Annotated in this window: 12 protein-coding genes; all 12 read left to right on the top strand. The window is 62.0% G+C overall.

The features are described 5' to 3' along the window. The first annotated feature begins 3 nt into the window (after positions 1-3). Positions 4-1,377 carry an ABC transporter substrate-binding protein gene (locus H7B67_RS12620; protein ID WP_185120178.1) on the top strand — a complete coding sequence of 458 codons (1,374 nt, stop codon included), beginning with the start codon at positions 4-6 and terminating at the stop codon, positions 1,375-1,377. 199 nt (positions 1,378-1,576) lie between these two features. After that, positions 1,577-1,912 carry an L-rhamnose mutarotase gene (locus H7B67_RS12615; RefSeq protein WP_185120177.1) on the top strand — a complete coding sequence of 112 codons (336 nt, stop codon included), beginning with the start codon at positions 1,577-1,579 and terminating at the stop codon, positions 1,910-1,912. Positions 1,913-2,045: 133 nt separating this feature from the next. Continuing rightward, entirely contained in the window at positions 2,046-2,819 is a 774-nt protein-coding gene (locus H7B67_RS12610) for an SDR family NAD(P)-dependent oxidoreductase (protein ID WP_185120176.1), read from the top strand. A gap of 742 nt (positions 2,820-3,561) precedes the next feature. Beyond that, entirely contained in the window at positions 3,562-4,638 is a 1,077-nt protein-coding gene (locus H7B67_RS12605) for an enolase C-terminal domain-like protein (protein ID WP_185120175.1), read from the top strand. Between the two features lie 115 nt (positions 4,639-4,753). Beyond that, a complete protein-coding gene (locus tag H7B67_RS12600; RefSeq protein WP_185120174.1) occupies positions 4,754-5,806 on the top strand; it encodes a zinc-dependent alcohol dehydrogenase in 1,053 nt (350 codons plus the stop codon). Next, the gene (locus H7B67_RS12595; protein ID WP_221468752.1) at positions 5,803-6,672 is read left to right on the top strand and encodes an amidohydrolase family protein; all 870 of its coding nucleotides are present in this window, start codon (positions 5,803-5,805) and stop codon (positions 6,670-6,672) included. The genes H7B67_RS12600 and H7B67_RS12595 overlap by 4 nt, the downstream gene beginning before the upstream one ends. Continuing rightward, the gene (locus H7B67_RS12590; protein ID WP_185120173.1) at positions 6,665-7,801 is read left to right on the top strand and encodes a fatty acid desaturase family protein; all 1,137 of its coding nucleotides are present in this window, start codon (positions 6,665-6,667) and stop codon (positions 7,799-7,801) included. Before H7B67_RS12595 ends, H7B67_RS12590 begins: the two co-directional genes overlap by 8 nt. 27 nt (positions 7,802-7,828) lie before the next feature. Next, entirely contained in the window at positions 7,829-8,146 is a 318-nt protein-coding gene (locus H7B67_RS12585) for a MocE family 2Fe-2S type ferredoxin (protein ID WP_185120172.1), read from the top strand. Positions 8,147-8,165: 19 nt separating this feature from the next. Then, a complete protein-coding gene (locus H7B67_RS12580) occupies positions 8,166-9,416 on the top strand; it encodes an NAD(P)/FAD-dependent oxidoreductase (protein WP_185120171.1) in 1,251 nt (416 codons plus the stop codon). 21 nt (positions 9,417-9,437) lie between these two features. Next, positions 9,438-10,430, top strand: a complete 993-nt coding sequence (locus H7B67_RS12575; protein WP_221468751.1) for an aldo/keto reductase — start codon at positions 9,438-9,440, stop codon at positions 10,428-10,430. Next, a complete protein-coding gene (locus tag H7B67_RS12570) occupies positions 10,408-11,313 on the top strand; it encodes a creatininase family protein (RefSeq protein ID WP_185120170.1) in 906 nt (301 codons plus the stop codon). Before H7B67_RS12575 ends, H7B67_RS12570 begins: the two co-directional genes overlap by 23 nt. Then, on the top strand, positions 11,310-12,290 hold the full coding sequence (locus tag H7B67_RS12565) for an aldose 1-epimerase (protein WP_185120169.1): 981 nt from the start codon (positions 11,310-11,312) through the stop codon (positions 12,288-12,290). The genes H7B67_RS12570 and H7B67_RS12565 overlap by 4 nt, the downstream gene beginning before the upstream one ends. Positions 12,291-12,295: the final 5 nt, after the last annotated feature.

Genomic DNA, 12,295 nt, shown 5'->3' with positions numbered 1-12,295 from the left:
CCGATGAAAAAAACGCTTGGCACTTTGGCAGTAATCGGAATGACAACGGGACTTCTTGCGGCTTGCGGAGGCAATAACGACAACGGCGGCAACGCGTCTCCGGCATCGCCCTCGGCTAGCGGCGGCGCTTCGGCCTCGTCCTCGGCTCCGGCCTCGGAGAAGCCGAAGGAGAAGGTAACGCTGACCTATATGGCCAGCCAGGATTGGATCAAGGAGTCCGAGATGCAGCTCGCCAAGAAGTTCGAGGAGCAGACGGGCATCCACATCGACTACCAGATCGTGCCGGCCGACCAGTACCAGAACCTGCTCAAGGTGAAGCTGAACACGAAGGAAGCCCCCGACATCTTCGGCGGCCAAGACGGCAAGTTCGACCTGGGTCCGCTGTACGACGTCGAGAAGAACGCCGTGGACCTGACGAACGAAGAGTGGGTGAAGCGGGAGAACAAGCTTTTCCTCGAGCAGGCCACCTGGAACGACAAAGTGTATGCGCTTACGATCTGGGATCCGACTTATGACTATTACGTCGTTTATAACAAGGATATTTTCAGCAAGTTGAACCTGCAGGTGCCGAAGACGTATGCCGAATTCCTGGCCGTCTGCGAAGCGATCAAGAACGCCGGCATCACGCCGATCTACGAGCCGGTCTCGGACGGCTGGCACCACGTGCTCTGGTTCCCGGAGATCGGGCCTAAGTTCGAGGAAGCGAATCCGGGTCTCGTCGACAAGCTGAACAACAACGAGATCAAGCTGGCGGACGTTCCGATCATGGAACAGGCGCTGACCCAATTCGGCGAGCTCGTGAAGAAGGGCTTCATGGGCGACAGCTACTTCTCCAACACGTTCGCGGACACGGAGAAGAACATGGCGAGCGGCAAGTTCGCGATGACGCTGCACAACCTGGGCCTTCCGGCGACGATCGAAGCGGCGTTCCCGGAGACGAAGGCGACCTCCTTCGGCTACTTCCCGATCCCGCTCGCGGACAACCAGATCATGAACATCGCCCCGGCGGCGCCGAGCAAGTTCATCTACTCCGGCTCGAGCCATATCGAAGAAGCGAAGCAGTATTTCGCGTTCCTGACGCAGCAGGAGAACCTGCAATACTTCCTGGATAACGAGCCCCGCTTCCTGGCCCTGAACTTCGAGGGCATCGAAGGCCGCTTCACCGAGGAGCAGCAGAAGTTCTTCGATACGTACGGAGCGAAGCAAGGCTCCGGCCTGCAGATGACCGCCAAGTACGTGAACCCGCAATGGATGGACATCGGCAAGGACATGAGCGCGATGATCAGCGGCGGCATGGACGCGAAGAAGGTGCTCGAGAGCGCGGATAAGCGCAGGGCGGACCAAGCTCAAGCGGCGAAGGATCCGGCTTGGCCGTGAGAGGAGCGGGGCATGGACGCGAAGAAGGTGCTCGAGAGCGCGGCAAGACAGCCGACTTCCCCAATCTTAGCCAACCGAGCACCCGCGTGAGCAAACAGCAGACCGGCAGAGTCCCATAGCCTTCATCAGGGCTCTGCCGGTTTTTCTATTCTCAAAAATCGGGTTGAAGGAGCGTTAGATGAGGAGAAGATCGCTTTGGATGGCGGCTTTGAAGCCCGATCGGGCGGAGGAATACGAACGCCTGCATGCGGAGCAGCCGGCGGAGATCGCGGCGCAGCTTCGGGACAAAGGCTTCGTTCACTTGGACATCTACCGTTCGGGCCTGACGTTGATTATGGCGTGGGACGTCGATCCCGATCGGGAGATCGAGGGGCGGATCGTTCGCGAGGAAGCAGAGCGGGAGTGGGAGCTTCGCACCGGCGATTGTTTCGCGGAGAGTTGGAAGGAGATTCCGCTGATCTATAAGCTGGATGACCATATCCATAAGGCGGCGGAGCTGGAGGTAGAGGAATGGGGAGGAGTAAGGGAGGACTGAGCTTGGGAGTGAAATCCCAGGATTTTCTCCAGGGCTAACTCTAGGGGGCAATTCCTCATTAGACTTCTCCCTTCGGCTCCCCTCCGATGGGCAACACGGAAGCAAGGTTAGTTGAAGAAGGAGAGGACACAGCATGAGTACGGATTGGCAGGACAAAGTGGCGATCGTGACGGGCTCCACGAGCGGGATCGGCAAGGCGGTGGCGGAGAAGTTCTCGGCGCTCGGCGTGCGGACGGTCATCCACGGCCGGAACCGGGAAGCGGGCGAGCAGACCGTGGAGGAGATTCGCGCGGCCGGCGGCGAAGCGCTGTTCGTGCAAGCGGACCTGCTGGACACGGGCGCTCCGCTTAGGCTGGTCGGCGAGACGATCGGGGTTTTCGGGCGAATCGACTATATCGTGAACAACGCCGCGCTCGTCTGCAACAAGCCGATCGAGGAGATCGAGCAGGACGACTGGAACCGCTTGTTTCAAGTGAACCTGAAGACTCCTTTCTTCTTGGTGCAGACGGCGCTGCCATGGCTGACGGAGAACAAAGGAGCCGTCGTCAACGTCGGCTCGATCAACGGCACGCTCAACAAGCCGGGCAACGTGGTTTACGACTCGATCAAAGCGAGCCTGAACCACATGACGCGCGGCCTGGCGCTGGACCTTCGGGAGAAGGGCATCCGCGTGAATACGCTCATGCCTGGCGGCGTCGCCACTCCGCTCATCGATGCATGGTTCCATCAGATGTATGAGGACCCGGCGGAAGCCCAGCGGCTGGCCGACGCGGAGAAGGCGAAGCCGTTCATGGGCTTGCCGGAGCAGATCGCCGACGCCGTGCTCTACCTGTGCGGCTCGGGCGCATCCTGGATCAACGGCGCCGTCATCCCGATCGACGGCGGGTACAACATCGGGGTTAGCTAGGCGGAGCGCGGGGGAGATGTGGCGAGAATCGCCATAACGGCGGGCTTCAAGAGCATTCGGGAGCGCCGAAGGGCCGCCGATAGTCGAAAAAATCGACTAACGAACCGCCCGGGAGCGCCGAAGGGCCGCCGATAGTCGAAAAAATCGACTAACGAACCGCCCGGGAGCGCCGAAGGGCCGCCGATAGTCGAAAAAATCGACTAACGCACCGCCCAAGAGCGCCGGAGCGCCGCCGATAGTCGAAAAAATCGACTAACGCACCGCACGGGAGCGCCGAGGGGCCGCCGATAGTCGAAAAAATCGACTAACACGCCGCCAAGGAGCGCAGAAAGGCCGCCGATAGTCGGAAAAATCGACTAACGGACCGCCCAGGAGCGCCGAAGGGCCGCCGATAGTCGAAAAAATCGACTAACGGACTTCCGAGGAGCGCCGGGGGGGCTGCCGATAGTCGAAAAATTCGACTAACGCACCGCCCGGGAGCGCCGGAGGGCCACCGATAGTCGAAAAAATCGACTAACGGACCGCCCGGGAGCGCCGGAGGACCGCCGATAGTCGAAAAAATCGACTAACGCACCGCACGGGAGCGCCTAGGGGCCGCCGATAGTCGAAAAAATCGACTAACGACTCCTTCACACTCCAACCTCCACGCAGCCGCTCCCCCCATCCAAACCCAAGTTACTCGGGCACCATGCCGCGCTTCGAATCGACGAACCAGCTAACCCGAACTTAGGAGGACAACGAGATGAAGATCGTAGACGTCAAAGCGTACGCCGTCAAGCAGCCGCCCGGCACGCCGTTCAAGTGGCGGAAGGGGCTGCCGGCGGGGTCCCACCTGAACGAGATGGGCATTCTCCGGATCATCACCGACGAAGGCATCGAGGGCGTCGCCGTCGCGCAGCGCGGGCTGATGACCGTCGACTATACGCAGCGCAGGCTGAAGGAGCTGCTGATCGGGCGCGATCCGCTGCTGAAGGAGCAGCTTTGGCACGAGATGTGGGAGCTCGACCGGGCGGAGGAGTTCCAGATCTATTACATGGGCTTGCCGGACGTGGCGCTGTGGGACATCACCGCCAAGAAGGCCGGCATGCCGCTTTATCAATTGCTCGGCGGATCGCGGGACCGCGTGCAGGCGTACGCTTCCACCGTGACGTATGACACGACGGAGGAATACTTGCGCGTCGCCGACTATTGCCTGGAGCAGGGCTACAAGGCGATCAAGCTGCACGCTTGGGGCGACGCCCGGGAGGACGCGAAGCTGTGCCACGCGCTGCGCAAGCACGTCGGCGACGACATCGTCCTAATGTACGATGGCTCCGCCGGCTTCGACCTTGCCGATTCGATCTATCTCGGCAAGTCGCTTGAGCAGGCGGGCTACCACTGGTACGAGGAGCCGATGAGAGAATTCAGCATCTGGAATTACAAGAAGCTGTGCGACGAGCTGACGATCCCGGTGCTCGCGGCCGAGACGTCGGACGGCTGCCACTACAACGCGGCCGACTTCATCGTGCACGGGGCGTGCGACCGCATCCGCACCGGAACGGTGCTGAAGGGCGGCATCACCGGCTCGCTGCGGATCGCGCACATGGCCGACAGCTTCGGCATGAAGGCGGAGATTCACGGCGGCGATCAGGCGAACGTGCAGCTCGCCTGCGGCATCAACAACAATTCGTTCTTTGAGGTGCTCGTCTGGGGAACGGATAACGTCGGCTTCGGCTACCCGGTCGAGAAGGACGGCTACATCACCGCGCCGCAAGGGCCGGGGATCGGCTATTCGTTCGACTGGGAAGAGATCGAGAAGCGGGCATACGCGAAGGTTTAGAAGACCTAGAAGGCCTAGAAGAACTTGAAGGCATAGAAGATTCAGAAGGATAGAAGCTTGTATAGCTCTGGAAGATTTATATAGAAGCAACGAAGAGAAAGGAGCTGTCTTCCCCATGCAAGCCGTTTATTACGAAGGCAACAAGACGATGACCGCAGGCGCGGCGCAAGAAGTGAAGCCCGGGCCGGGAGAGGTCCGCATCCGGGTCGCTTTCGCAGGGATCTGCGGCACGGATCTTCATATTTACTTGGGGCACATGGACCAGCGAGTCAAGCTGCCGCAGATCATGGGCCACGAGATGTCGGGCATCGTCGAGAACGTCGGCGAGGGCGTGGAAAATGTGAAGCCGGGCGATAGAGTAACCGTCATGCCGCTGCACCCGTGCGGGGAATGCCCCGCCTGCGGAGCGGGCCACGGGCACATCTGCCACAAGCTGAAGTTCCTCGGCATCGAGACGCCGGGAGCGTTCCAGACGTTCTGGACCGTGCCGGCCTTCACGGTGCTGAAGCTTCCGGGCCAGCTCCCGCTGGATCTGGCCGCCATGATCGAGCCGCTCGCCGTCGCCTGCCACGACGTGCGCATGGGCGAGGTCGCGCCGGGCGAGTATGCCGTCGTCATCGGCGGAGGCCCGATCGGCGCCCTCATCGCTCTCGTCGCGAGAGCGAGAGGAGCCCGCGTGCTCGTCTCCGAGATCAACCCGCACCGCCTGGAGCTGCTCGAGAAACTCGGCTTCGAGACGGTGACCCCGCTCGAGACGGACGTCGCGCAGCTCGTGAACGAGCGAACGGGCAATGCCGGAGCGGACGTCGTCTTCGAGGTTACCTCCTCGCAATCGGGCGCCGAGCTCATGACGAAGCTTCCGAGAACGCGCGGCCGGATCGTCGTCGTCGGCATTTTCGGCAAGCCGCCCGCCGTCGACCTGCACCGCTTCTTCTGGCGCGAGCTGCGCCTGCTCGGTGCGCGCGTTTATGAGCGCGAGGACTTCTCCCGCGCGATCGAGCTCGCCGCCGAAGGAACGCTTCCGCTCCAGGCGCTCATCACGGACGTGCTTCCGCTCGACCGAGTGGAGGAAGGCTTCCGGCTTATGACCGGCGGAGGCAACGCCATGAAAATCCTGCTCCGCTGCGACCCCCAAGCCGAAGCAGAGCAGCCGAACCTGCAGCCATGATCCGCATCGATTCGCACGTCCACATCTGGAACGTCGGCGAAGTCCGATACGAGTGGCCGACCCCGTCCGACGGCGACCTGTACCGAACTATCGAGCCGCCGGAGCTAAAGCCGCTTCTGGACCAGGCGCGCATCGACCAAGCCATCCTCGTCCAAGCGGCCGATCACGAGCAAGAAACGGAGTACCTGCTCCGCCAAGCCGAAGAGCACGACTGGATCGCCGGCGTCGTCGGCTGGGTGCCGCTGGAGCGGCCGATCGATGCCGCCAAGCAGCTCGAGCGCCTGACCCGCTGCCCGAAGTTCAAAGGGGTGCGGCACCTCATTCACGGCGAGGAGGATCCCGACTGGCTCGTCCGAGCGAACGTGATCGACGGCCTTAAGCTGCTCTCTCAGCACAATGTCCCTTTTGACGTCGTGGCCGTTTTTCCCAACCATCTGAAGCATGTTCCGACGGTAGCCGAGCGCGTTCCGGAGCTGAAGCTCGTTCTCGACCATCTGGCTAAGCCTCCGATTCGAGACGGTATCCTGAGCGAATGGGAGAGGCAGCTAAAGCAAGCGGCCGCCTATCCGAACGTGTACGCGAAGCTGTCCGGGCTGAACACGGCATGCGACTGGAACGACTGGAGCGCGGACGATTGGAAGCCGAGCCTCGAGGCCGCCCTAGAAGCGTTCACCCCAAACAGGCTGATGTTCGGAAGCGATTGGCCGGTAGCGAATCTGGCAGGCAGTTACGCGAGAGTCGCGGAGGCAACCGAGCAAGCCACAGCTATGCTGAGCGGGCAAGAGCAGCAGGCGATCTGGGGCGGCACAGCGGCGCGATTTTACGGAATCGATTCTATTAGCAAGGAGGAAGGAAGAGATGGCTGAGCAACAAGCCCATCAAGCCAATCAAGCCAATCAAGCCCATCAAGCTCAACGCGCCAAGCGAAACTACAGCATCATCGGCCCCGAGAGCAAGAGAGCGCAGGAGCGAGGCCTGGCGTCGGCGGAATGGTACACGTCCCCGATCCCCAGGGCCAAAATGAAGGAGCTCATGAAGAGACGGAACGGACCGGCCATCCGCGACACGATCATCTGGTTCGGCGGCCTCGTCATCCTGGGCTATCTCGCTTACCTGAGCTGGGGCACGTGGTGGGCGATCCCGGCTTTCCTGGCGTATGGCGTCCTGTACGCGACTCCCGGCGACTCGCGCTGGCACGAGTGCGGACACGGCACGGCCTTTAAGACGCCCTGGATGAACGAGGTCATGTACCAGATCGCTTCGTTCATGGTGCTCCGTTCCGCGACGCCGTGGAGGTGGAGCCATGCCCGGCATCATACCGATACGATCATCGTCGGACGCGACCCCGAGATCATCACGGAGCGGCCCCCGATCTGGAAAATCCTCCTGCTCGAAATTTTCCACCTGTACGGAGGACCGAACGAGATTCGCCGCTTCTTCCTGCACACCGTGGGCCGCATGGGCGAGGAAGAGAAGGAGTATATTCCCGAGTCTCAGTTCCGGAAGGTTTACTGGGAGGCTCGCGTTTACCTGCTGATTATTCTGGCGATCGCCGGGGCTTGCGTCTACGCAGGCAGCATCCTGCCCGCGATGTTCGTGTTCCTGCCTTCCTTCTATGGTGCGGCGGTCGTCATCACCTTCGGGGTGACGCAGCATCTCGGCCTGTACGAGGACGTGCTGGACCACCGGCTGAACTCCCGCACGATCTACATGAATCCGGTGCTCCGCTTCCTCTACTGGAATATGAACTACCACGTCGAGCACCACATGTTCCCGATGGTTCCGTACCACGCGCTTCCGAAGCTGCACGAGGAGATGAAGCCGGACTGCCCGGCGGCCCGGCCGAGCCTGTGGGCTGCGCTTAAGGAAGTCGTTTCGGCGCTGATCAAGCAGAAGAAGGACCCCGCCTACGTGGTCGTCAAGCCGCTTCCGCCGACGGCGCGCCCGTACATGTACGGCATCGAGCACAACCTGGACATCAAGGTTCAAGCCTAATTCGCACTTAGTAAAGGAGAGAGCAGCATGAGCGATTTGCAATGGGTGGCCGCGTGCGGCGTTGACGACATCGAGGAAGAGGACGTGATTCGATTCGACCACGGGGACCGCACCTTCGCGATTTACCGGACGGATAAGGGAGACTGGCACGCCTCGGACGGCTATTGCACGCATGAGAGGTTCCATCTGTCGAACGGTCTCGTCATGGGCAGCGTCATCGAATGCCCGAAGCACAACGGCCGGTTCGATATCGTCACCGGGGCGGCCAAGCGGGCTCCCGTCTGCGTCGACCTGAAGAAGTATCCCGTCAAGATCGAGGGCGATACGGTTTACATCCGGATCTGACCGGGAAGGAGCGAAGCGCATGTTGGAAAAAAAGATCGTCATCGTAGGAGCGGGAGAGGCGGGGACGAGAGCGGCTATCGAGCTAAGGGAGCAGGGTTGGGAGGGCGAGCTGACGCTCGTCGGCGACGAGCCGCTTCATCCTTATGAGCGGCCGCCCTTATCCAAGCAGCAGCTGAGCGAGGAGGAGCTTCCGCTTCCCGCGACCATTCTGAACGCCGAGCGGATGAAGGAGCTCGCGATCGACTTCGCCGCGGGAGACGCCGCGGTGCGGATCAACCGCGAGCATAAGCGCGTCGTCCTCGCCAGCGGCAAAGAGCTCGCCTATGGCAAGCTGCTTCTCGCGACCGGCTCGAACCCTCGCATGCTCGCCGTTCCCGGCGATGCGTCGGGCGAGATGCTCTACCTGCGCAAGCATGCCGACGCGATCGCCATCCGCGACTGCCTGCGGCCGGGCAGCCGCCTCGCCGTCATCGGAGGCGGCTTCATCGGCCTCGAGGTCGCGGCCGGCGCCATTCGGCGAGGCTGCGAGGCGACGCTGATCGAGGTCGGCCCGCGCATCCTGATGCGCGGCGTGCCCGAGCCGATCGCCGCCGCCGTAGAGGCTCGCCACCGCGAAGCCGGCGTCCGCTTCCATGTCGGTGTCGGCATCGCGAGCGCGAACCGAGCGGACGGCGGCTATGCCATCGAGCTGGCCGACGGTACGACGGTGCGCGCAGACGTTATCGTCGCCGGCATCGGAGCGATCCCCGAGACGGCGCTGGCCGAAGCGAGCGGGCTTGCGATCGAGAACGGCATCCGGGTGAACGAGCGGCTGCAGACGTCCGATCCGGATATCTACGCGATCGGCGATTGCTGCTCGTTTCCGCATCCGCTGTTCGGCGGCCGCCGCATTCGTTTGGAATCGTGGCGCAACGCTCAGGATCAGGGGACGCACGTCGCGACGGGCCTGCTGGGCGCATCCGAGCCGTATCGGTCCCTGCCGTGGTTCTGGTCCGATCAATACGAGCTGACGCTTCAGGTCGCGGGCCTGTCGGACCCGTCGGATCGGATCGTGCTGCGAGACTTGGGCGAGACGGGCCGAATCTACTTCCACCTCGCCGGCGATGGCCGTCTTGTCTGCGCGAGCGGCATCGGCCCTTCGGACGGCGCGATCGCGAGGGAGATGAAGCTCGCCGAACGGCTGACGGAGCGGCAGCCCGTCATTCCGGCCGAAGAGCTCGCGGATCCGTCGCGCAAGCTCAAGGATCTTCTGCGAGCTCAGCCCGTCTAAGAGAGGAGAGATAACAAGCAAATGAGCATACCGACAAATCCGTTCGGCAAGCTGAACACCCCGGTATCCCGGCTCGGCTTCGGCGCGATGGGACTGGGAGGCTCCTTCGGGGAGCACGACGAGAGAGCGCTCGTCGATTCCGTCCTCCACAGCCTGGAGAAGGGGATCACCTTCATCGACACGGCCCGCAACTATGGCGAGTCCGAGAGAATCGTCGGGCTCGCGCTGAAGGAATGGAAGGGCGAGCGGCCGTTCATCGCCTCCAAAATCCAATCGAAAGGCCCCGGCAACCTCGGCTGGGGGCAGCCGATCCCGGTGGAGACAGCCTTCCCGCGAGGATGGCTTCGGGAGAGCACGGAGCTGTCGCTCCGCCAGCTCGGCGTCGAGACGATCGACCTGATGCAGCTTCATCAGTATTGGCCCCAGTGGGATCGCGTCGATTACTGGATGGAGGAGCTGCTGAGGCTCAAGGATGAGGGCAAAATCCGCGGAATCGGCGTGTCCGTCCCGGATCAGCGCCACGACATCGTGCTGCCCCTCGTGCAGAGCGGTCGCATCGATTCCGTTCAGACGGTGTTCCATATTTTCGACCCGTTGGCGCTCGATTGTCTTATCCCGATCTGTCAGGAAAACAACGTGGCGGTCATCGCCCGCTGCATCCTGGACGAAGGCGGCCTGACCGGCTTCCTGCAGGAGGATACCGTCTTCGGGCCGGACGATTTCCGCAAGTCCTACTTCGATTACCTGCCGCGTTCGATCTACATCGAACGGGTGAACCGGCTGCGCGAAGCGTTCGTGCCGAAGTACGCATCCACCTTGGCGGAGCTGGCGATCAAGTTCGTGCTCCATCATCCGGGCGTTACGGCGGCGATCAGCTCGATGCACGTTCCGAAGTACGCGGACGAGAACATCGCGGCGGCGAGCGGCGAGCCTCTGCCGGACGACGTGTTCGAAGAGATCCGCCGCCATTACCGGTGGGTGAGGAACTTCTATGAGACCAAGTACTGGGTTTAAGACGAGGTGGGCGGAGCTGCTCCCCCATGAATTCAAGAGACGATTGGCCGACTGCCCAATCGTCTTCTTGCCGCTGGGCATCTGCGAGCCGCACGGGCAGGTGAGCGCGCTGGGCCTCGACACGTTCAAGGCGGAATGGCTGTGCGAGCAGGCGGCCCTTACGGTCGGCGGCATCGTCGCGCCTTCGATGGGCTATCACATTCACGAGACAGGCTATCACGCGAGATGGCTGGAAGATGAGGTCGGCGAGGAAAATCCGCATATGACGGGCATTCCTCCTACGGCGATGCTCTATCTGTTTCTCTATCAGCTGCGAGCGTTCGCGAACGCGGGCTTCCGGGGAATCGTCGTCGTCTCCGGTCATAGCGGAGGCAATCAAGTCGACCTGCGGACGGCGGCGGAGCTGTTTATAAGGGAGGTGCGCGACGTCCAAGTGTGGGTACGGAGCGACCCGGAGCTGGTCGAGGGCTTGTACGAAGGCGACCACGCGGGCAAGTACGAAATCTCTCAACTGATGTACTTGCGCCCGGATCTGATCGACATGAGCGCTAAGGCGCTGGAGAAGGAGCCGAATGCGGGAGGCAGGCTCGCCCTTGGAGCGGACGCCGAAGAAGCCTCGCCCGAGCTGGGCAAGGCGATCATGGAGGCGTGCATGGAATCGGTCTGCAAGCAAGCTTGGGCTATGAAGGAAGAGTTCGAGGCGACCGTCGTAACGCCGCCGCGCATCGGCTACGATACGATCGAGCGAATCTGGGCGGAGCTCCTCCGCAGCTCTCGCCATTGGACGACCGCGAACCCTTGGCCGAGCCAAGCGCCGGTGTCCGATCGTTCTCAATGGAAGCCGTATGAACATTACCGAGTAAAGGAGGCTGAACCCGAATGAGCCAACGCTATCGAATCGAACGAAGGGCGGAGGACGGAATCGACGTTCTCGCGCTGAGCGACGCCGGGACCGATTCCATCGTCGAGCTCGTACCCGCCGTCGGGAACAACGTCATCCGGTTCCGAAGCGGCGGCCGAGAGGCGCTGTCGCCACCGAGCCGGATCGGCGCGCTCCAACAAGAAAAAGACGCCCCATTCCGTTACGGGACGCCGATTCTTTCTCCCCCTAACCGGGTGAAGAAAGGAATATTTCATTATAAGGGCCGAACCTATCATCTGCCGCTGAACGAGCCGCCCGATCACCATCTGCACGGGGAGCTTTGCTCCCGGGAGTGGGAGGCGATCGCAACAGGCGCATCCGACGAAGAAGGAGTATTCGTCACCAGCCGTTTCCGGTATGCCGATCACCCGGATATTTTGTCTTATTTTCCGCATCCGTTAAGCTTTGAGATTACCTGCAGGCTGAAGGAGGGCCGAATGGAGCTGAGCGGCACGATCCTCAATGAAGGCGAGGACGCCGCTCCGTTCGCTTTCGGCTTGCATCCTTACTTCTCCATCCCCTTCGGGCAAGATGAGGAGGTCACCTTGCAAGTCCCCGCCGCCGCCGAATGGCCGGTGTCGAATCTGGCGCTCGTCCAAGGAAGGCCGGAGCCGACCGAGCTTAGCCGCAGCCTGAACGAAGGAATCTCGATCTTGAATTATCCCGTCTTAGGCTGCTCGTTGCTGTCGCTCGGCGGAGGAACCTCGGACTGCCGAATCCAGCTTGGCGACTATTCGATCCGCTACCGTCTGGGGCCGGAGCTCCCGTTCCTGGTGCTTTTCCGGCCGGACTGGTCCGACTCCTTCTCTCTGGAGCCTTACACCTGCGCGACCGACGCCTTCAACCTGCCTTACGAGCCGGAGCTCACGGGAGCGAAGGGGATCGCGCCCGGCGAGGCCCTATCGTTCTCCACCTTAACGTGGGTAGAGGAACAATAACCGCC

Source organism: Cohnella thailandensis, from assembly GCF_014212135.1.
GTDB lineage: Bacteria > Bacillota > Bacilli > Paenibacillales > Paenibacillaceae > Cohnella > Cohnella thailandensis.
Note: the sequence above shows the minus strand (reverse complement) of the source record. Positions and strands in the feature narration are given on the sequence as shown.

Excerpts from the sequence above, each read along its gene's own strand:
- H7B67_RS12600 (WP_185120174.1), top strand. The coding sequence starts at position 4,754 with ATGCAAGCCGTTTATTACGAAGGCAACAAGACGATGACCGCAGGCGCG.
- H7B67_RS12575 (WP_221468751.1), top strand. The coding sequence starts at position 9,438 with ATGAGCATACCGACAAATCCGTTCGGCAAGCTGAACACCCCGGTATCC.
- H7B67_RS12580 (WP_185120171.1), top strand. The coding sequence starts at position 8,166 with ATGTTGGAAAAAAAGATCGTCATCGTAGGAGCGGGAGAGGCGGGGACG.
- H7B67_RS12620 (WP_185120178.1), top strand. The coding sequence starts at position 4 with ATGAAAAAAACGCTTGGCACTTTGGCAGTAATCGGAATGACAACGGGA.
- H7B67_RS12565 (WP_185120169.1), top strand. The coding sequence starts at position 11,310 with ATGAGCCAACGCTATCGAATCGAACGAAGGGCGGAGGACGGAATCGAC.
- H7B67_RS12590 (WP_185120173.1), top strand. The coding sequence starts at position 6,665 with ATGGCTGAGCAACAAGCCCATCAAGCCAATCAAGCCAATCAAGCCCAT.
- H7B67_RS12605 (WP_185120175.1), top strand. The coding sequence starts at position 3,562 with ATGAAGATCGTAGACGTCAAAGCGTACGCCGTCAAGCAGCCGCCCGGC.
- H7B67_RS12610 (WP_185120176.1), top strand. The coding sequence starts at position 2,046 with ATGAGTACGGATTGGCAGGACAAAGTGGCGATCGTGACGGGCTCCACG.
- H7B67_RS12595 (WP_221468752.1), top strand. The coding sequence starts at position 5,803 with ATGATCCGCATCGATTCGCACGTCCACATCTGGAACGTCGGCGAAGTC.
- H7B67_RS12615 (WP_185120177.1), top strand. The coding sequence starts at position 1,577 with ATGGCGGCTTTGAAGCCCGATCGGGCGGAGGAATACGAACGCCTGCAT.
- H7B67_RS12585 (WP_185120172.1), top strand. The coding sequence starts at position 7,829 with ATGAGCGATTTGCAATGGGTGGCCGCGTGCGGCGTTGACGACATCGAG.
- H7B67_RS12570 (WP_185120170.1), top strand. The coding sequence starts at position 10,408 with ATGAGACCAAGTACTGGGTTTAAGACGAGGTGGGCGGAGCTGCTCCCC.